General features: G+C 65.4%; 20 protein-coding genes. 14 read left to right on the top strand and 6 right to left on the bottom strand.

What is annotated here, in order from left to right:
• The first annotated feature begins 11 nt into the window (after positions 1–11).
• From AC1PLU_RS19665 to AC1PLU_RS19655, 3 genes are all read left to right on the top strand, one after another.
• Entirely contained in the window at positions 12–2,045 is a 2,034-nt protein-coding gene (locus AC1PLU_RS19665) for a PAS domain-containing hybrid sensor histidine kinase/response regulator (RefSeq protein ID WP_481107026.1), read from the top strand.
• A 126-nt stretch (positions 2,046–2,171) separates the two neighbouring features.
• The gene (locus AC1PLU_RS19660) at positions 2,172–2,480 is read left to right on the top strand and encodes a DUF3247 family protein (protein ID WP_115039670.1); all 309 of its coding nucleotides are present in this window, start codon (positions 2,172–2,174) and stop codon (positions 2,478–2,480) included.
• 89 nt (positions 2,481–2,569) lie between these two features.
• The gene (locus AC1PLU_RS19655) at positions 2,570–3,907 is read left to right on the top strand and encodes a PQQ-dependent sugar dehydrogenase (RefSeq protein ID WP_481107025.1); all 1,338 of its coding nucleotides are present in this window, start codon (positions 2,570–2,572) and stop codon (positions 3,905–3,907) included.
• Positions 3,908–4,009: 102 nt separating this feature from the next.
• On the opposite strand, the gene AC1PLU_RS19650 is transcribed toward AC1PLU_RS19655, so the two are convergent.
• Positions 4,010–4,270, bottom strand: coding sequence for a hypothetical protein (locus AC1PLU_RS19650; protein ID WP_006452568.1), 261 nt, complete (start codon positions 4,268–4,270; stop codon positions 4,010–4,012).
• 850 nt (positions 4,271–5,120) lie between these two features.
• On the opposite strand from AC1PLU_RS19650, the gene AC1PLU_RS19645 reads away from it, so the two are divergent.
• Together AC1PLU_RS19645 and AC1PLU_RS19640 are read left to right on the top strand one after the other, a co-directional pair.
• Positions 5,121–6,188, top strand: coding sequence for a class I SAM-dependent methyltransferase (locus AC1PLU_RS19645; RefSeq protein ID WP_481107024.1), 1,068 nt, complete (start codon positions 5,121–5,123; stop codon positions 6,186–6,188).
• Positions 6,185–6,898 (top strand): pseudouridine synthase, encoded by a 714-nt coding sequence (locus tag AC1PLU_RS19640; protein ID WP_481107023.1) that lies wholly within the window; start codon positions 6,185–6,187, stop codon positions 6,896–6,898. Before AC1PLU_RS19645 ends, AC1PLU_RS19640 begins: the two co-directional genes overlap by 4 nt.
• A gap of 138 nt (positions 6,899–7,036) precedes the next feature.
• Here AC1PLU_RS19640 and AC1PLU_RS19635 read toward each other — a convergent pair whose 3' ends face one another.
• The 4 genes from AC1PLU_RS19635 to AC1PLU_RS19620 form a co-directional block, all read right to left on the bottom strand.
• Positions 7,037–7,843, bottom strand: coding sequence for an SDR family oxidoreductase (locus tag AC1PLU_RS19635; protein WP_481107022.1), 807 nt, complete (start codon positions 7,841–7,843; stop codon positions 7,037–7,039).
• 121 nt (positions 7,844–7,964) lie between these two features.
• Complete coding sequence (locus AC1PLU_RS19630; RefSeq protein ID WP_006450406.1) at positions 7,965–8,525, bottom strand: DUF1415 domain-containing protein; 561 nt, start codon at positions 8,523–8,525, stop codon at positions 7,965–7,967.
• A gap of 148 nt (positions 8,526–8,673) precedes the next feature.
• Positions 8,674–9,360, bottom strand: a complete 687-nt coding sequence (locus AC1PLU_RS19625) for an alpha/beta hydrolase (RefSeq protein ID WP_481107021.1) — start codon at positions 9,358–9,360, stop codon at positions 8,674–8,676.
• Positions 9,361–9,508: 148 nt separating this feature from the next.
• Complete coding sequence (locus AC1PLU_RS19620; protein ID WP_481107020.1) at positions 9,509–9,994, bottom strand: YajQ family cyclic di-GMP-binding protein; 486 nt, start codon at positions 9,992–9,994, stop codon at positions 9,509–9,511.
• 107 nt (positions 9,995–10,101) lie between these two features.
• On the opposite strand from AC1PLU_RS19620, the gene AC1PLU_RS19615 reads away from it, so the two are divergent.
• From AC1PLU_RS19615 to AC1PLU_RS19595, 5 genes are all read left to right on the top strand, one after another.
• Positions 10,102–10,998, top strand: a complete 897-nt coding sequence (locus AC1PLU_RS19615) for a DMT family transporter (RefSeq protein ID WP_481107019.1) — start codon at positions 10,102–10,104, stop codon at positions 10,996–10,998.
• 162 nt (positions 10,999–11,160) lie between these two features.
• A complete protein-coding gene (locus AC1PLU_RS19610; protein WP_023902439.1) occupies positions 11,161–12,168 on the top strand; it encodes a methionine ABC transporter ATP-binding protein in 1,008 nt (335 codons plus the stop codon).
• Entirely contained in the window at positions 12,165–12,860 is a 696-nt protein-coding gene (locus tag AC1PLU_RS19605) for a methionine ABC transporter permease (RefSeq protein ID WP_168957210.1), read from the top strand. Before AC1PLU_RS19610 ends, AC1PLU_RS19605 begins: the two co-directional genes overlap by 4 nt.
• Positions 12,861–12,996: 136 nt before the next feature.
• Positions 12,997–13,800, top strand: a complete 804-nt coding sequence (locus AC1PLU_RS19600; RefSeq protein WP_006450412.1) for a MetQ/NlpA family ABC transporter substrate-binding protein — start codon at positions 12,997–12,999, stop codon at positions 13,798–13,800.
• A gap of 162 nt (positions 13,801–13,962) precedes the next feature.
• Positions 13,963–14,520, top strand: a complete 558-nt coding sequence (locus tag AC1PLU_RS19595; protein ID WP_006450413.1) for a CcdC protein domain-containing protein — start codon at positions 13,963–13,965, stop codon at positions 14,518–14,520.
• A gap of 237 nt (positions 14,521–14,757) precedes the next feature.
• Here AC1PLU_RS19595 and AC1PLU_RS19590 read toward each other — a convergent pair whose 3' ends face one another.
• The gene (locus AC1PLU_RS19590; protein ID WP_006450414.1) at positions 14,758–15,429 is read right to left on the bottom strand and encodes an OmpW/AlkL family protein; all 672 of its coding nucleotides are present in this window, start codon (positions 15,427–15,429) and stop codon (positions 14,758–14,760) included.
• Between the two features lie 141 nt (positions 15,430–15,570).
• Between AC1PLU_RS19590 and AC1PLU_RS19585 the strand changes: the two genes are divergently transcribed.
• From AC1PLU_RS19585 to AC1PLU_RS19570, 4 genes are all read left to right on the top strand, one after another.
• Positions 15,571–16,131, top strand: coding sequence for a DNA-deoxyinosine glycosylase (locus tag AC1PLU_RS19585; RefSeq protein ID WP_481107018.1), 561 nt, complete (start codon positions 15,571–15,573; stop codon positions 16,129–16,131).
• A 251-nt stretch (positions 16,132–16,382) separates the two neighbouring features.
• The gene (locus AC1PLU_RS19580) at positions 16,383–17,141 is read left to right on the top strand and encodes a DUF2884 family protein (protein ID WP_481107017.1); all 759 of its coding nucleotides are present in this window, start codon (positions 16,383–16,385) and stop codon (positions 17,139–17,141) included.
• A gap of 128 nt (positions 17,142–17,269) precedes the next feature.
• Complete coding sequence (locus AC1PLU_RS19575; RefSeq protein ID WP_481107016.1) at positions 17,270–19,048, top strand: dihydrolipoyllysine-residue acetyltransferase; 1,779 nt, start codon at positions 17,270–17,272, stop codon at positions 19,046–19,048.
• On the top strand, positions 19,045–19,692 hold the full coding sequence (locus AC1PLU_RS19570; protein WP_481107015.1) for a hypothetical protein: 648 nt from the start codon (positions 19,045–19,047) through the stop codon (positions 19,690–19,692). Before AC1PLU_RS19575 ends, AC1PLU_RS19570 begins: the two co-directional genes overlap by 4 nt.
• Positions 19,693–19,697 lie beyond the last annotated feature (5 nt).

Here is a 19,697-nt window from a genome sequence, read left to right as displayed (position 1 = left end):
CGGCATCACCCGTGGACCCCGATTTGAGCACTTCCAGTCCCAGCCCTGAATTGGCCGCCGGCCTGCCTGCCGCCATCGCCGAGCCGTTCCTGGATCCTGCGATGTACCACGAGATCTTCCATAACGTGGACGCGGGGTTCTGCGTCATCGACATGGTGTTCGATGGCGACAAAGCAGTCGATTACGTGATTCGCTCGACCAATGGCGCGTTCGAGCGCTACACCGGTCTGACCAATGCGGTGAACGTCTCCGTGCGCGGCATGCTCGCCGAGCATGAGCAGGAATGGTTCGACCGCTACGGGCACGTTGCCCGCACCGGCAACCGTATCCACTTCGAAATGCAGGCCAAGGCGTTGCGGCGTTGGTATTCGGTGGATGCGTTCCGGGTCGGGCAACCGGAGCAGGCGCGGGTGGCGGTGCTGTTCATGGACATCACCGAACGCAAGCGCGTCGAGCGCGAGCTGGCCGAGAGCGAGGCACGCTTCAGCGCACTGGCCGATGGCTTGCCGATGCCGGTCTGGGTGCTGGACGCGCAGGGCGTGGTGCGATTCGTCAACAGTGCTTACGGCGAATTTTTCGGCATCGATATTTCCAGCGGCACGGTCTCGGCGTGGAGCGAATTGCTGCATCCGGACGATCTGTCGATCTTCCAGTTCGAACTGGCCGCTTCCTTGGAAGAACAGCGCGCGTTGCATGCGCTGGTACGTGCGCGCCGCCACGATGGCCAGTGGCGCTGGATCGAAATGGCCGCCACGCCGCGGTATTCGGCCGATGGTCGCTTTATCGGTCTTGCCGGCAGCAGTCCGGATGTCACCGAGCAGCGCGAAATCGAATTGGCGCGCGAACAATTGCTCGAGTCCGAGCGCACTGCGCGCAACGAGGCCGAGAGCATGGCGCGGTTCAAGGATGAGTTCCTGGCCACGCTGTCGCACGAATTGCGTACGCCATTGACCACGATTCTGGGCTGGAGCGAACTGCTGCTGCAGCGGGTCGAAGAAGGCCAACCCACCTACAAGGGTCTGTCGGTGATCGCCAGCAGCGCACGCGCGCAAAAGCGGCTGATCTCGGACATGCTCGATCTCAGCAGCATGCTGCTGGGCAAGGTGCAGCTGGAGGTCGAATCGCTGGATCTGGCCGAGCAGGTGCACGAAGCGCTGACTACCCAGGAACTGGCTGCCGAAGGCAAGGACCAAGTCCTGGAGGTGCACGTGCCGGACACCCCGTGCCTGGTACTCGGCGATGCCACGCGGCTGCAGCAGGTGTTGTGGAATCTGCTCTCCAACGCGATCAAGTTCACGCCGGCACACGGCCGCATCGACGTCACCATCGAGCGCGACGACGGCCATCTGCTGGTGTCGGTACGCGACTCCGGCGACGGCATCGCCGCCGAATTCCTGCCGCATCTGTTCGGGCGCTTCCGCCAGGCAGACGGCACCACCACGCGCCAGCACGGCGGTCTGGGCCTGGGCCTGGCGATCGTGCAGCAATTGGTGGAAATGCATGGCGGCCAGGTGGGCGCCACCAGTGGCGGGCGCGGCAAGGGCGCCACGTTTACCGTGCGCCTGCCGGAGCACATTCCCGATCAGGCCAAACGGCCGCGGCGCGAGCTGCGTCGGCGGCTGATGTCCGAGCAGATCATCGAAGCACGTGCGCTCAATGGCCTGCGTCTGCTGGCAGTGGAAGATCAGCCGGACATGCTCGATTACCTGCGCCGCCTGCTGGAAGAGCAGGGGGCCGAAGTGGTCACCGCCGGCAGCGCCACCGATGCACTGGCGCTGATCGATCATCGCGGTTACGCACGCTTCGATCTGATGCTCACCGACATCGGCATGCCGGGCATGGATGGCTACGGACTGATCCGTACCGTGCGCGAAAACCTGGGGCTGGACGCCAGTGCATTGCCGGCAGTGGCGGTGACTGCACTGGCACGCGACGACGATCGCAAGCGCGCGCTGGACTCCGGTTTTCAGGAGCATCTGGCCAAGCCGTACAGCGTTGCGCAACTTGTCACTGCTGTGCGTGCGGCGCGCGAATCGGTGGAGTGATCCACGCGCGGCATCCACGTCGCGCGATCATGTGTCGCCAGGCGATTGCATGAGCAAGACGCTGTTTTGTGCGTCTTTCACAGCCAGTGGCCTAGCGTGGCAACTTCTTTCTTCGGAGATGCCGCGATGTCCAAATACGCCCCGCACGTTTATTCGGAACAGGTACAGATCGCAACGCTCGAACACTGGGTGTCGCTGCTCGGTGGTCAGGAGCGTGTGCAGATCGAACTGGACGATGGCAGCACCATCAGCGGCACGGTTGCCGTGCGCCCGACCATCCAGACCTATCTCGACGCTCAGCAGCGCGAAGGCATCAACGGCCAGTTGCGCCTGGATCACCTGGATGCAGCGCAGGAACCGCAGTGGATCTGGATGGATCGCATCGTGGCGGTGCACCCGCTCCCAGTGGGCGCCGCTCCGCAATCTAAGCCCTGACACGCCTGCATTGACGATGTGTTTACTTCTCAACGTGGTGTTGACGGCATGATGGCCGATTGTCGCAACTGTTCAGGATTGCCCCCGCAATGAATGCACCCTCGTTGAAGCTCGCTCGTTGGCCGCTGTCGTTGCTGACTGTCGCCGTTCTCGCCGCCTGCGGCGATACCGCCACGCTTGCCATCGAACAGGGAACCGGACCCAACCCGCAATTGCCCGAGCCGGTCAAACGCCTGATCCCCACCGTCAAGGTGGCGCCGGTCAAACGCTGGGCCGAGAACGCCAAGCCGATCGCTGCCGACGATCTGCAGGTCGCCGCGTTCGCACGCGATCTCGACCACCCACGTTGGGTCTATGTGCTGCCGAACGGCGATGTGCTGGTGGCCGAAACTGCAGAGCCGCCCAAGCCGGACGATGCCGAAGGCGGTGGCGGGATCCGCAAGAAAGTGCAGGGCGCGATGATGAGCAAGGCCGGCGCCGTGGTGCCCAGCGCCAATCGCATCACGCTGCTGCGCGACGTCGATGGCGATGGTGTGGCCGAAGTGCGTACGCAATTTGTCAGTGGCCTGTTTTCGCCGTTCGGCATGGCCTTGGTCGGCGATCGTTTCTATGTCGCCAATGCCGATGCGCTGGTGAGCTTTCCGTACAAGGCCGGCGATACGCATATCACCGCCAAGCCGACCTTCGTGGCCAATCTGCCTGGTGGTCTGAATCACCATTGGACCAAGTCGCTGCTGGCCAGCGCCGATGGCAGCAAGTTGTATGTAGGCGTGGGCTCCAACAGCAATGTGGCCGAAAACGGCATGGAAGCCGAGCTCAACCGCGCGGCGATTCTGGAGATCGACCCGGCCACCGGCAGTAGCCGCGTGTTCGCCAGCGGGCTGCGCAATCCGGTCGGCACCGCGTGGGAGCCGCAGAGCAAATCGTTGTGGGTGGTGGTGAACGAGCGCGATGAAATCGGCAGCGATCTGGTGCCTGACTATCTGACCTCGGTGCGCGATGGCGGCTTCTACGGCTGGCCTTACAGCTATTACGGCCAGCACGTGGACGAGCGGGTCAAGCCGCAGAATGCCGAACTGGTGGCCAAGGCGATCAAGCCCGACTATGCGCTCGGCCCGCATACCGCCTCGCTCGGTCTGAGCTTTGCCAGCGGTACGTTGCTCCCCGAGCGCTTCCGCCAGGGCGCTTTCATCGGCCAGCATGGCTCATGGAATCGCGATCCGCCCAGCGGCTATAAGGTGCTGTTCGTGCCGTTCGTGGACGGCAAGCCCAACGGCACGCCGATCACGGTGCTGGACGGTTTTCTGGATGCCGAAGGCAATGCACAGGGCCGCCCGGTCGGTGTGGCGCCCGACAATAGCGGCGCGCTGCTGATAGCCGACGATGTGGGCAATGTGATCTGGCGCGTGACTCCGAAGGCACGCTGATCCCAATGCGCTGATCCAGGCGTTCAAACAAAAAAACCGGGCTCAGGCCCGGTTTTTTCATGCGCGTTCTCACTCAAACACAATCAGGTCGCTTAAGCGCAATTAGCGCGGCGCCTCCGGAGACGCACTGAAGCGACGCGCGTAGCCACGCTCCTCGGTGATCCGGCTGATGTCATCGTCGGCCATTTCCGGTGCGCCATAGACCGCATAGGCCAAGCTGCCATCGTCGCGTTCGCCCACCTGATGCAGGCGATAACGCGGCCGGCCGGCGCCGGTGTTTTCGGGGTAATGCATCGGTGGCGGGGTGTCGTCCAGATCCATTTCGCTGTTGTCGACAACTCCACCTACGAACAAGGCTCGCATCGCGTCTCTCCGGTGTGGGCGTACTTTCAGCCTAGGCGTGCGGATGTTGCGTGGGCATCAATAGTCCGTATAGACATTGGAAGGCATGCCGTTGCTAGGTCACGCAATTGGAATCGGCTTGGAGTGGCTGACAGAACTATTTCACGTTGGTCGATTACAAAGCGGAGGATTTGGCCTTCCCTGCAGAGCGGCTGATCTGCGGGTTTGCTGCAGGGCTCTTGCCCGCCCACCGTCGCAGGACACGCCGCAAGTACGTCCTTGTAGCTCTTACGCGGCATCCATGCCGCGTAAGGTCCCGCGACGGTGGGCGGGCAAGGACCAGTCGAGATGGTCGGTGTGTGTGGTTTAAGCGAAGCAGTCGGCGAGTCGATTGCGGGGCGGCTGATCTGTGGGTTTGCTGCAGGGCCCTTGCCCGCCCACCGTCGCAGGACACGCCGCAAGTACGTCCATGTAGGCTCTTACGCGGCATCCATGCCGCGTAAGGTCCCGCGACGGTGAGCGGGCAAGAACCAGTCGCGATGGTCGGTTTGCATGTTTTCAAGCAACCAGCAAACGTTCTGGTGCGGTGTCCTCACCGATTGCGGGACCGTGTGGCGGCATGGATGCCGCCACCGAGCCCCCAGGGACGGGTTTACGGCGTGTCCCGCGAGCGGTGAGGGCACCGCGCGCTCGACCGAGCAGGCTTCTGACGCGACCCTCCGGTGCGGTGAGGGCACCGCGCCCTCGACCGACTAAGCTTCTGACTCGCTCAATCAAGATCGGCGCAATTGAGAGCTCCCAGCGGACGGCGCCGCCGGGTAGCCGGCAGCGGTCCCTTACAATGGCCGCCTGTTCCCGACCCGATGATCCGATGGCTGGCCCGCACGACGCCCCGCTTCAAACCCTGTTCCTGCCCTTCGCCCAGGGCGTGCTGCCGTGGCCGAAAGGCCCGGTGTTGTTCCTGCGCGCGCGCGATGGCTTTGCGCTGAGTGAGTATGCCGCCGCCGATACGCTGACCTGCGAGCAGAGCTTTCGGCCGTTCGTCGAGGCGCTGGAGCGTAGCGGCTGGAACGTGCGCGAAGAGAGCGAGATCGAAGCCGACAGCACGCGCTACGCACTGGTGCTGGTGCTGCCGCCGCGTCAGCGCGAAGAAGCGCGTGCGTTGTTTGCGCGCGCCGTGGCGCTGACCGCGCCGGGTGGCCGGGTGGTGGCCTGCCAGTCCAACAACGAGGGCGCGCGCTCGGGCGAAGCCGATCTGCGCCAGCTTACCGGTCTGGCCGGCAGCCTGACCAAGCACCATTGCCGCACCTACTGGAGCGCCCCGCTGCCTGCCGACACCGATGTGGCGCTGCAGGCGCGCTGGGCCGCGCTGGATGCACCGCGCACCATTCTGGACGGGCGCTTCGTCAGCCGCCCGGGCGTGTTCGCCTGGGACCGCATCGATCCCGCCTCTGCGCTGTTGGTTGAGCATCTGCCGCCCACCCTGGCCGGGCACGGCGCCGATCTGGGTGCGGGCTTTGGCTATCTGTCGGCCGAAGTGCTGGCGCGTTGCCCCAAGGTCACCGCGCTGGATCTGTACGAGGCCGAGGCGCGCGCACTCACCCTGGCGCAGCGCAATCTGCAGGGCATCGCGCATCCGGCGCAGCTGCAGTACCACTGGCACGACGTCACCGCCGGCCTGGTGGCGCAGTACGACTTCATCGTCAGCAATCCGCCGTTCCACACGCCCTCGCGTGCCGATCGCCCGGATATCGGGCAGCGCTTCATCTCGGTGGCCGCGCAGGCGCTGCGCCCGGGCGGGCAGTTGTTGTTGGTCGCCAACCGGCATCTGCCTTACGAATACGTACTCAACGAAAGCTTCGGGCAGGTACGCGTGGCCGCCGAACGCCACGGTTTCAAGCTGATCTCTGCCATCCGTGGCCGTGGAGCGCGCGCATGAAGCTGGTCAAGCACATCGCCAATCTCGGTTATGGCAGCCGCAAGCAGGTGACCCAGCTGTTTCGCCAGGGCGTGGTCACCGATGTCCAGGGCGAGGTGCTGTATGCCGACGACCAGGTGGAGCACGACGCGATCCGCATCGATGGCGAGCCGCTGGATCCGCCGCCGGGTTTCAGCCTGTTGCTGCACAAACCCAGCGGCTACACCTGCTCGACCAAGGACACCGGCCGGCTGATCTACGAACTGCTGCCGCTGCGCTTCCGTTCGCGTGCACCGGTACTGGCACCGGTGGGGCGGCTGGATCGCGAAACCAGCGGCATGCTGCTGATGACCGACGACGGCGCGCTGCTGCACCGGATCATTTCGCCCAAGTCCGCATTGGACAAGGTCTATGACGTCACCCTGGCCGAAGACTTGCGTGGCGACGAAGCCGCGCTGTTTTCCAGCGGCACCTTGCTGCTGGAAGGCGAAACCAAACCATTGCTGCCGGCCGAACTGGATGTGCTCGGCCCACGCGAAGCGCGCCTGACCTTGCACGAGGGCCGCTACCACCAGGTGCGACGCATGTTCGCCGCTGCCGGTAATCATGTGGTGGCGCTGCACCGCAGCCGTATCGGCGGGCTGTCGCTGGACGGTCTGCCGTCCGGGCAATGGCGCACGCTGGAAGCGCCCGATCTCGAGGTGTTGTTCGGCCGCAGCGAGCAGGCATGATCGATGCCCCACAGGTCCCGCAAGCAGTGAGAACACCGCACCCGCCAACGTGTTCGTGTGCTGATGGGAACCAAGAAGACGGCCGTGCTCGCCTGGCGGTGCACTTCATTTTGGCGCCCCGCTACAAGTAGCAGACCTTTAGACGTACTGCATCTTGCGCGACATGCCGCCATCGACGACGAAGTCCTGACCGGTCACAAAGCCGGATAGCTGCGGCGACAGCAGATACACCGCCAGCTGCGCGATGTCTTCCGGCGTGCCCACCCGGCCTGCCGGATGCTGGGCGTGGTCGCGGCGTGAGAGCTTGGGCGTGCGCCTGCGCTCCGGTGCACGCCAGGCATCGGTGCTGATCCAGCCCGGGCTGATGCTGTTGACGCGCACCTGCGGGCCTTCGCTCAGCGCCAATGCATGCGTGAAGGCCACAAGGCCGCCCTTGGCGGCGGCATAGGCTTCGCTATGCGGCTCCGATTGCCAGGCGCGGGTGGAGGCGATGTTGACGATCGCACCGCCGCCCTCGGCTTGCGCCAGTGCGGGCAAGGCCTGCTTGCTGCACAAAAATGCGCCATGCAGGCTCGCCAGCCGGCGATTCCACTCGTCCCACTCCAGTTGCGGCAATGGCGCGACATGCGGATCGGCCACGCCTGCGTTGTTGACCAGGCCATCGAGGCGACCGAAGCGTTTGAGTGCAGTGGCGATCAAGCGCGTTGCCTGGGGTTCGCGCGCAGCGTCGCAACGCACGAAGGCGCTGCGTTGCGGCAGTGCCCATTCGTGCAGACAGGCCTTGCCGGCGTCCGCATCCAGATCGCCGATCACCACGCTGCCGCCCGCACCCAGCACTGCCTGCGCGATGCCGCGGCCGATGCCTTGCGCGCCACCGGTGATCACCACCACGCGGTCCTGCAGCGGGGACGGGTTCCATGCGGAAACAGCCGGAATCAAGGGCATCGGAGCATCGCGTCAGTGAGGTCGTCGGCACTGTAACGCGTGCGTTGTGGTGGTCGCAGCAAGACGCGCGTGCGATCTGTCGCTGCATCGGCGGCGCTTGCGCGCGCCGTGTCTCGGCTGATCAGTGCGTCGATGCGTTCAATAGACGTTCCCAGCCGTCCTGGCCCAGGCGTTCAAGCGTCTCGATATTGCGCTCGACGATTACGTCCGGGTCGGGGAAGGCGGCCACCGCACGCTCCACGCTGTCTTCGCGCAGCAGGTGCAAGGTGGGGAAGGGCGAGCGGTTGGTGAAGTTGGCCACATCGTCCACGGCCGCGCCTGCGAACTGATAGTCCGGATGGAAGCTGGCCACCTGCAACACGCCATCCAGATCCAGCGCTTCCACGGCCGCATCGGCGTTGTCGAGGAAGTCGTTGTAATCCAGGAAATCGGTGAGCACGTCCGGGTGCACGATCAAGGTGGTGTCGATCTGCTCGGCCGGCGTGTCGCGCAGCAACACCAGTTCTTCGGCCAGTTGTTCAAGCAGCGCTTCGGGCGTGCTGGCGTCGCTGAGGACCAGGCGCACCTGCTCCTTGACATAGACCGCCTTGGCGAATGGGCACAGGTTCAAACCGATCACCGCGCGCTCGATCCACTGGCGGGTGGCGGTCAACGGGTCAAGCGTGGAAGGTGTGGACGTCATCGTGGCGGCGGCGTGATGGAGCGCCAGTGTATGCGATCGGTGTTTTCGCGGCCGCGCGCGGTTGTTCCGGTGCTCCGGTGAAGCAGGCGCGAGCGATGGCGTTGCGCCCTGTCACTGCAACGTGCAGTTCGGCCTTGGCGCCGCGGGCCTATCGAGTTTCGGTTTGCGCAGGAGCTGCCACATGCGCACGCACAAACGCGATTGATGCCTGTGCAACCGCATCGGCATGCGGCGTCTTGTGCGGCGAGCCGATCGCATGCGCGCCGGTGTCGAACGCCATCGCCTGTTTGCGGCTTGCCGCGGTGCCGAGCGCATCGAACATGTCCAGCATTGCCGGCACCGAGGCGGTTGGATCTTCCTCGCCGTTGGCCGCGCGGTAGTAGCCCACAAATACCGGGCAGCGCACGCGCGACCACGGAGGATCGGCGGCCACGCTGGCGAACAGACTGCGCAGCGCGCGGAATCCATCCGGGTGGATGATGTTCGACCAGAACGCCAAGGATGCGGCGTTGCGTGGGCGTGGATCGGTCAATGGCGCCTGCGCCGCGCAGACCTGATCGAGCAGTGCAGGGTCGGCCGGCCGGATGCCGGGCGACCATGCGATGACCGCAGCCACCGCGTCGGGCTGCTGCGCTGCTAGCCATAACCCCAGAGTGCCGCCCATCGACGAGCCGACGATCGCCACGCGCTCGCCCATCCGCTGCGCCTGCGCCAATGCTTCCAGTGCCGATGCCTGCAACGTGGCAGGCGTGAGTCCTTGCATCGCATCGGCCGCGCTGCATCCATGCCCAGGCCAACGATGCACGTACAGGTTGGCGCCCAACGCATCGGCCATCTGTTCGGGCAGTGCGCCGGCTTCGCCCGGGCTGGCGGTGAAGCCGTGCAGGTACAGCAGCGACAGCGGCGTGCGTGCCTGCGCCGCATGTTGCCAGTGGCAGCGTGCGGCGTTGCCAGGCTTGAGGTCGGTGCTGTCGATGGTTAGCTCAGTCGCGGAAGTTGTCGAACTGCAGCGGAAGCTCGAAATCGGCCTTCTTCAGCAGCGCCATCGCATCCTGCAGATCGTCGCGCTTCTTGCCGCTCACGCGCAGCTTGTCGCCATTGATCTGCGCTTCGACCTTGAGCTTGGCTTCCTTCAATTTGGCCACTAGCTGCTTGGCCTGCTTCTGCTCGATGCCCTGCTTGACGGTGACCTTCTGGCGCGCACCGGCCAGATTGGTTTCCATATCGCCGAACTCCAGGCAACGCACGTCGATGCCGCGTGCCAGCAGGCGTGCGCGCAGGATGTCGGTCATCTGCTTGACCTGGAAATCGCTGGGCGCGGACTGGTTGATCACCTTGTCGTCTTCCAGCTCGAACCTGGCCTCCACGCCCTTGAAATCGAAGCGCGTATCCAGCTCGCGATTGGCCTGATCCACCGCATTGGTCAGTTCGTGCTTGTTGACTTCGGAGATCACGTCGAAGGAAGGCATGCAAAGCTCCTGCTATCTGAAAACAGCCGCCATTCTAGGGCATCGCGTCGTGCGTACTGTCGAGACGGGGGTTGGCGGTCGGTGCGCAGGCGCAGCGATAATGCGTCATGCCCACCACCCGTTCTCCGCTTCCCGCCATCGCCTGGATGGTGGCCGCCGTGGCCTGCTTCTCGCTGATGGATGCGGGCATGAAGCTGCTGTCGGCGCATTACCCACCGCTGCAGGTCACCTTGTTGCGCGGCGCCGCCTCGCTGCCGTTCGTACTGGTATGGGTGTTCGCCACCGCCGGGCCGCGTTCAATCGTGCCGGTGCGCTGGGGGCTGCATCTGCTGCGCGGGGTGCTGGGCATGGTGATGATTGGGTGCTTCGTCTACGGCCTGAAGCGCATGCCGCTGTCCACCGCCTACACGCTGTATTTCGTCGCCCCGTTGCTGGTGGCGGCGCTATCGGTGCCGCTGCTGGGCGAGCATGTGGGCCCGCGGCGCTGGACCGCCATTGGCATTGGCCTGGTCGGGGTGATCGTGGTGCTGCGCCCCGGGGTGGACGGGCTGATCTCGCTGCCCGGCCTGATGGTGCTGCTGGCGGCCACTGCCTACGCCATCGCGGCTATCACCGTGAGCCTGCTGACGCGTACCGATACCCCGCAGGCGATGGTGGTGTGGTTTTTGCTGTTCATGGCGATCGGTGCCGGCCTGCTGGCGATCCCCGGCTGGGTGCCGTTGCGGGGCGGGCACGCCTGGCTGATCGCCGGCATGGGCCTGGCCGGGGCGCTGGGGCAGATTGCGCTGACCCAGGCCTTCCTGCGCGGCGAGGCCTCGATGATCGCGCCGCTGGAATACACCGGCCTGGTCTGGGTGATCGGCTGGGATTGGCTGCTGTGGCAGACCCTGCCAGACAACTGGACCTGGACCGGCGCCGGCATCATCGTCGCCAGCGGGCTGTATTTGCTGCGGCGGGAGCGGATTCGGAAGGCGGATCGGCCGCCGCCGTTGGATAGGCCGTGAGGCGGGGATTGGGGATTGGGGATTCGCTAGAGCAACGGCAAGGCGCTTTGGCTGTTACGAATCCCCAATCCCGACTCCCAAATCCCCACCTTAGAACTCAATGGAATATCGTCCGCAAACATTGACTGATAGGCTTCACGGCCCCCCAATCGGCCACGCGCGGTGATCCAGTTTCAGCGCCTGCACAAGTCTTATTCCGTTGACGGTCGCCAGATCGTGGCGCTGCACCCGCTCGATCTGCGGATCGGCCCCGGCGAAGTGTTCGGCATCATCGGCCATTCCGGCGCCGGCAAATCCACGTTGATCCGGCTGATCAACCGGCTGGAAGAACCCAGCGGCGGGCGCCTGCTGATCGGCGACGAGGACGTCACCGCGCTGGACAGCCAGGGCCTGCGCACGCTGCGCCGCCGTATCGGCATGATCTTCCAGCACTTCAATCTGCTGTCCTCGCGCACCGTGGCCGGCAATGTGGCGTTTCCGCTGGAACTGGCCGGCACCCCGCGCGCCGAGGTCGATGCGCGTGTGGCCGAGTTGCTGGCGCGGGTGGGGCTGGAACAGCACGCCAACAAGTACCCGGCGCAGTTGTCCGGCGGGCAGAAGCAGCGCGTGGGCATTGCGCGCGCGCTGGCCACCCGGCCGCAGATCCTGCTGTGCGACGAGGCCACCAGCGCGCTGGACCCGCAGACCACCGCCTCGGTGCTGCAACTGCTGGCGCAGATCAACCGCGAGCTGGGCCTGACCATCGTGTTGATCACCCATGAGATGGACGTGATCCGCCGCGTCTGCGACCGCGTGGCAGTGCTGGACGCCGGCAAGCTGGTCGAAACCGGGCCGGTGACCGAGGTGTTTCTGCATCCGCAGCATGCCACCACGCGGCGCTTCGTCTCCGAAGCCGAGCACGTGGACGAAGCCGAGCTGCATCGCGACTTCGCTGCGGTGGGCGGGCGCATCGTGCGGCTGACCTTCCTGGGCAATGGCACCTACGAACCGGTGCTTGGCCGCATCGCGCGCGAGACCGGCGTGGACTACAACATCCTGTCCGGGCGCGTGGACCGCATCAAGGACACCCCGTACGGCCAGCTCATCGTCGCCTTGACCGGCGGCGACCATAACGCGGCACGTGCCGGCTTCGTCGCGGCTGGTGTGCAAGTGGAGGATCTACGCGTATGACTCTGTTGATCGCCGCTGCCGATGGGTTCTTCCGCAATCTCGATGCCGGCAAGTGGGGCGATATCGGCCAGGCCACGCTCGACACCTTGCTGATGCTGGCCGGCGCGCTGCCGCTGACGTTGTTGATCGGCCTGCCGCTGGGTGTGGCGCTGTTCCTGTGCGGCGCGCCCCAACTACGCCGCCGCCCGGTGCTGTACGGCGCACTCGCGGCGCTGATCAATCTGCTGCGCTCGGTGCCTTTCATCATCCTGATGATTGCGATGATTCCGCTCACGCTGATGTTGATGGGCACCTCGCTGGGCGTGCGCGGCGCGATCCTGCCGTTGGTGGTCGGCGCTGCACCGTTCTACGCGCGGCTGGTGGAAACCGCACTGCGCGAAGTGGACCGCGGGATCATCGAGGCCAGCCAGGCGATGGGCGCCACCACCTGGCAACTGGTGCTGCGTGTATTGCTGCCCGAGGCGCGCCCCGGGCTGATTGCCGGTGCCACCGTGACCACCATCGCGCTGATCGGCTTCACTGCGATGGGCGGTGCGATCGGCTCCGGCGGTCTGGGCGATGTGGCGTATCGCGAAGGCTATCTGCGCTCGCATTCGGATGTCGCGCTGGTCACCGTGATCGCCTTGCTGGTGCTGGTGCAGCTGCTGCAGATGCTGGGCGACCGGCTGGTGGCGCGTTACAGCCGGCGCTGAGGTCGGCTGCGACCGGGTGCCGCGTGGCGTGGAGGGTCACGCACGAAACATGGGCTTGCGAATCGCCGCTGCACCCGCGGTCTGCTAGGTTTACCTCTTGCGGCAGTGCCGCATTCCTCCTCCCACGGATCCCTACATGAGCACATTCGCGTTTCGTTCCCTCCTGGCTGCGGCCACGCTGGCCCTGGCCTCCTGCGGCGGTAACGGTGGCAGCAGCGGCGGTGACACGCTGACCGTGGCCGCCACCGCGGTGCCGCATGCCGAGATCCTGGAGGTGGTCGAACCGCTGCTGGCCAAGCAGGGCGTCAAGCTGGACGTGCGCGTGTTCAACGACTACGTGCAGCCCAACGACCAGGTCGTGCAGAAGCAGATCGACGTCAATTATTTCCAGACCGAGCCCTATCTGGACGCCTACAACCGCGACCGCAAGAGCCAGCTGGTGACCGTGGTCGGCGTGCATATCGAACCGTTCGGTGCGTATTCGCGCCGGTTCAAGACGCTGGCCGAACTGCCCACCGGCGCGGACGTGGTGATCCCCAACGACCCGAGCAACAACAGCCGCGCGCTGATCCTGCTCGACAAGGCCGGCGTGATCAAACTCAAGGATCCCAGCAACGCGTTGTCCAGCCAGCGCGACATCGTCGAGAACCCCAAGCAGCTGAAGTTCCGCGAGCTCGATTCGGCAATGCTGCCGCGTGTGCTCGACCAGGTCGATCTGGCGCTGATCAACACCAATTACGCACTCGACGCCGGGCTCAATCCGACCCGCGATGCGCTGGCGATCGAAAGCAAGGACTCGCCGTACGTGAACTTCCTGGTGGCGCGCCCGGACAACAAGGACGATGCGCGCGTGCAGAAGCTCGCCAAGGCCTTGACCAGCCCGGAAGTGAAGGCCTTCATCGAGCAGAAGTACAAAGGCGCGGTACTGCCGGCGTTTTAAGAGCGGTCATCAACACGGCTGTGCAGTGGCCAGGCGGGTGCGATCGGTACCCGTCGCGGCACACATTTCTCGTGCACTGCAGTTTTGAGCGCGCCGTCCACGTCCGCCTGACGTGCGCCCGCGACGTTTTGCTAACCACTGTTTGCAGCAACTGAGCATCTGATGCCACTTCTCCTCGCTATTCCGCTGGCCGTGATCATCGCTCTGGCGGTGTTCGCGGTGCTGTTTCCGTTGTCGCTGGTGCAGCGCTTCCGTGTCGGTACTGCGCGGCGACAGGCGCGTGGCTGGTTGTTGATGATCAATCTGGCCTCGGCTGCGCTCTCCAATGTGTTGTTCGTCATTTTCGCGCTGGTTGCTGCGGCGTTCTGGCCCGGCGCGATCAGCCACGCCGCATTCGGCTGGGCCTGCGGGCTGGCCTTGGGTCTGCTGGCGTTGCGATTGACCCGCTTCGAGCGCACCCAGCAGGGCCTGTTTTACCGGCCCAATCTGTGGCTGGTGCTCGCAGTGACGGCGTTGGTGGTGGTACGCGTCATCGCCGGCATGGTGCAGGGCTGGCGCAGCGCCTGGCAGGGCGTGGCCTGGCCCACGGAAGGCTGGCTCAGTCATGCCAGTCTGCTGGGCGCGGCCGGCGTATTGCTTGGTTATGCGCTCGCGTATGCCACCTTGCTGTGGTGGCGTTGGCGCAGTGCGCGCCTGCGCGGCAGCGTTTACTGGCGTTGAGCTGGCGCCTGCACGTGAGTGCATGTCGATGCTTCGCTGGCACTGGCGCCGGCGGCACTCACACTGGCACGCAGTAGGCACCGGCGCGGGAACCGCCCATCTCGCCCGGCAGTTGCACGTAGAGCGCGCGCGATTCAGTGCTCCGGAATGTGTAGAGCGCCGCGCTTTCCACGCATAAAAAAAACGGGCCTTGCGGCCCGTTTTTCTTCAACTGACACTTAGCTTGGTCGAACGTGCTTAGAAGCGCGCGCCGACACCGAAGCCGACGGTCCACGGATCCAGTTCCAGCTCGCTGCCGGTGCCCTGGCCGCCTTCGCGCAGTTCCGGACGCGAACGCATGTAGCGGGCGTCGGCACGTGCAAACCAGGTGGAGTTGATGTTCATGTCCACGCCGACGGTGCCGATGACACCCTTGGCGGTGTCCAGGCCCACGTGCTGGCCGCTGGCCGACGCCGCGTCGATCTTCTCGTTGCTGAAGTTCGACTCGTAGTAGCCCACGCCCACGAACGGACGGAACACGTTATCGGCCTGGCCGAAGTGGTACTGGCCGCTGATGGCGATCGGCTGCTGTTCGACGGTACCGACCTTGCCCACGCCATCGGCGTTGACGCGGTGGTTGAACTTGTCGGCTGCGCCCCACAGTTCAACGGCCCAGTTGTCGTTGATGTAGTAGCTGGCGCTCAGCGTCGGCGCCGGGCCGCCATCGACGTCCAGGCCCGGAGCCGGGTCGTTCTTCGGCTTGATCAGGGCCACACCGCCGACCACTGCCCAATGCTTGCCAGAGGCGCTATCGGCGCTGGTGGAAGCCGAGGAGGTGTCACCGGTGTAGGTGGTGTCTTGTGCAAATGCAGACGGCGCAAACGCAAGTGCGGATACGGCAGCCAGGCTCAGGATGGAAATGGAACGCATTGGGGGTCTCCTCGTGTTCTTGTTGGGCCCGTGGAGTGGGCCGCGCCAAAGCTATTCCTGAAAATCTGAATCCACGCCCACCCGCAGCTCGCTAAAATTTCGTTTGTTCAGCAAGTTTCCGAAGAAGGCCGTGGTTGCGACATGCAAGCTGAAAAAGACATTCACCCAGGTGCGATCGCCGTGACGAAAAACGACGTGTTGCAAGGCCTGCCAGCGCACATTCCTGGCGATTGCCGTGTCTTGGTGCTCGGTTCGATGCCCGGCAACGCCTCGCTGGACGCGGCGATGTACTACGCGCACCCACGCAATCGGTTCTGGCCGTTGATGCAGGTTTTGTTGGGTATCGATGCAAGCGCTGCATATGTCGAGTGTCTGGAGGCGTTGGCGCACTGCGGCGTCGGCGTGTGGGATGTGATCGGCCAATGCGAACGGCGCGGCAGCCTGGATACGGCCATCGTCGCTAGCAGCATCGTGGTCAATCCGTTGGCGGCGCGCCTGGCGACGCTGCCGCAGCTGCGCGCGGTGGCCTGCAATGGTGCCGCTGCGGCGCAGGCGTGGCGTCGGCACGTGCAACCGCTGTTGCCACTGCAATTGCAGGCAGTGCCGGTCTGGGCGTTGCCGTCCACCAGCCCGGCCAACGCAGCGTGGTCGTTGCAACGTTTGTGCGACGCCTGGCAGCCGTTGCGCGATGCCTTGGATTAGCGACATTGGCCAGGTATGCATCGACGTCGTGATCGAAGACATGCCCATGATCGGGACACGAGCGAGGCGCATGGTGCCGGTCGAGCGATGTGCACGCGTTTTAGCGGCTTGAACCAACGCGCATACCAACTGCAGCGCCAATTTGACCGGTTGCGGCACCGCTATCGGCCAGAAGTCATGCCAGCGTCCGGCACAGGCACGCGTCCGGCACGCGCGGGCATGCTGCACCCAATGCACAACGGAGCAGCGCGATGACGAGCAAGCACGAATTGATGATGGCGCTAGGGCTGCTGGCAGGCATGTTCGGTGTCGTGGACGCGGCAGCGGCCGAGGACCTGCACTGCGAAGTCAGCAGCGACTACGACCTCACGCTCAACCCGCGCAGCCTGATCCTGATCCGCAAATCGGGCACGCCGCAGCGCCTGGTACTGCGCCAGGGCGCGTTGTTCGTCGACGACCGCTGGGTGGCGCTGAGCGCGGACGATCGCGCCCGCTTGATCCAGTTCGAGCGCCAGACCCGCGAGGTGGTGCCGCTGGCGCAGGAGGTCGGGCGCGAAGCGGCCGATATCGCCGTCACTGCGCTGGGCGAAGTGGCAGCCGGTTTCAGCCGCACCCCGGAGGCCACCCGCACCCAGATGGCGAACGTGCGCGAGAAGATCGATACGCGCCTGAAGCAGAGCTTCAGCAAAAGCCAGCTCACCACGATCGACATCGATGACGACATCGGCGCCATGGTGGCCGAGCTGCTGCCGCAACTGATCGGCGATGTCGTCGCCGGTGCGGTGCAGTCGGCATTGACCGGTAACGATGTGCAGCTGCGGTCGCTGGATGGCGTGGAAGCGCGCATCGAGCGCCTGATTGAGCCGCAGGCACGTGCATTGCGGCCGCGCGCGCAGCAACTGTGCGAGCGGGTGGAAGCGCTCGATGGCTTGGACAATGCGCTGGCGTATCGTTTGCCCTCAGGCGAGCCACTGCAACTGTTGCGGGTCGATCGACACGCCTCGAAATGATCCGGCGCGTGCGTGCGCAAACGCTGCATCCCATCCGGCGTGCGACTTTTTCCACGGCAATGGTTGGCGCTGCGGCCCGCAGCCGGCCACAATAGGGGTTTCCCCATTCTGTTGCCGGAGTTCCCCGTATGGCCGAAATCAAGGAAGCACTTGTCCCCGATATCGGTGACTACAGCGATGTCCCGGTAATCGAGGTGCTGGTGTCGGTCGGCGATACGGTCAGCAAGGACCAGAGCCTGGTCACGCTGGAATCGGACAAGGCCACGATGGAAGTGCCCTCGTCGGTGTCCGGCGTGGTCAAGGAGATCAAGGTCAAGGTCGGCGATTCGCTGTCGCAGGGCGCGCTGGTGGCGCTGATCGAAGTGGCCGATGCCGGTGCCGAAACCGCGGCTGCCCCCGCTCCGGCGGCTGCGCCCGCTGCTCCGGCCAAGGCCGCGCCCGCGGCTGCCCCGGCGCCTGCCGCCAAGGCCGAGCCGGCTGCGCCTGCCGCATCTTCGGAAGGCGGCCTGATCGAGGCGCTTGTGCCCGACATCGGCGACTACACCGACATCCCGGTGATCGAAGTGCTGGTCGCCGTCGGCGATACCGTCGCCAAGGACCAGAGCCTGGTCACGCTGGAGTCGGACAAGGCCACGATGGAAGTGCCGTCCTCGGCCGCCGGCGTGGTCAAGGAACTCAAGGTCAAGGTCGGCGACACGCTCTCGCAAGGCCATGTGGTCGCGATCATTGCGGCCAGCGATGGCGGCGCCGGTGCGGCGCAGTCCCCGGCCAAGCCCACCACCGAGACCTCCGAAACCGCGGGCAAGGTCGAGCCGGTCGCCGTGTCCGCGGTACCGGACAAGCTGGCCCAGCGCGAGATCGCGCAGGTACAGGGCGCGCGCTCCAGCGAAGCGTCGCAGCCTGCACAGGGCGGCCAGCCGTCGGCCGGCAACCCGAGCAGCCCGCCGGTGACCTTCGATGCCGACAGCGTGCTGCCGTCCAAGGTGGCCTATGCCAGCCCGGTGGTGCGCGTGTTCGCACGCGAGCTGGGCGTGGATCTGAACCAGCTCAAGGGCAGCGAAAAGGGCGGCCGCATCACCCGCGAAGACGTGCAGCGCTTCGTCAAGGCCGCACTTAGTGGCGGCGCGCCTGCCGCGGCCGGTGCTGCGCCGGCCGGCGGTGGCAATGGGTTGAACCTGCTGGCCTGGCCGAAGGTGGACTTCAGCAAGTTCGGCGAGACTGAAACCCAGCCGCTGTCGCGCATCAAGAAGATTTCCGGTGCCAACCTGGCGCGCAACTGGGCGATGATTCCGCACGTCACCCAGTTCGAATCGGCCGACATCACCGACCTGGAAGCCTTGCGCGTGGCCCTCAACAAGGAAAACGAGAAGGCCGGCATCAAGCTGACCATGCTCGCCTTCCTGGTCAAGGCCAGCGCCGCGGGGTTGAAGAAATTCCCCGAGTTCAACGCCTCGCTCGATGCAGCCGGCGAAAACCTCACGCTGAAGAAGTACATCAACATCGGTTTCGCCGCCGACACCCCGAACGGCCTGGTCGTGCCGGTGATCCGCGACGTCGACAAGAAGGGCGTGCTGCAGATCGCGCAGGAAAGCGGCGAGCTGGCCAAGAAGGCGCGTGACGGCAAGCTCGGCCCGGCCGACATGAGCGGCGGCTGCTTCTCGATCAGCTCGCTCGGCGGCATCGGTGGTACGGCGTTCACGCCGATCATCAACGCGCCGGAAGTGGCGATCCTGGGCGTGTCCAAGTCGGCGATGCAGCCGGTCTGGAACGACAAGGAGTTCGCGCCCAAGTTGATGCTGCCGTTGTCGTTGAGCTACGACCACCGCGTCATCGACGGCGCGCTGGCCGCACGCTTCACCACCTATCTCGCCCAGGTGCTGGCCGACATGCGACGCGTCCTGCTGTGAGAGCGGCGCTGCTGACGCTCGCCCTGCTGGGCGTGTTGCCGTGCACGGCTGCGGCGGCACGCGAGTGCGAGAGCACGCTCGGGCGCGGCTGGCCGCCGGCGGTGGGCAACTACGGCACCGCGGTGACCACGCTGCTCGATGCTGGCGGCAAGCCAAGCTTGTCGTTGCTCACGCTGCCCACCCGCGGCGTGGAAAGCGGCGTCTCGCTGCTCCCTGGCAAGGACGGCGCCGACTGGACCCTGCGGCATAGCCGCGCCGACGAGCGCGTCTACAGCTGGGTCAGCCAGAGCGATCGCGGCAGCGTGCAGTTCCGCACCGAGCAGACCCCGGAAACGGTGGAAATTCCGATTCCGGCAGCGTTGGCAAAGCGCCTGGTCAGCAACTGGGCCGCCGCACTGACCCAGCTCGCACCGACCGGACGCACCGCGCCGGTGAGCGAGGGCGAGGTGGTGTCGTTCCAGGTCGATGGCGTGCGTTACAGCGGCGCGCGTCCGGGCTGCGGCGCCGGCGAGTTGCTGGTGCAGCAGGCCGCGTTGCTGATCGAAGCCAGCGAAGGCAAGGAAAAGAAGCGTGACAAGCGCTGGACCCAAATCGAATCGTCGCTGGATGAACTCCAGCAGACGCTTGCCGGCACGGCCGGTTGAGCCAC

Source organism: Xanthomonas sp. NCPPB 2933 (assembly GCF_056725225.1).
This window is presented reverse-complemented; position numbering and strand designations above follow the sequence as displayed.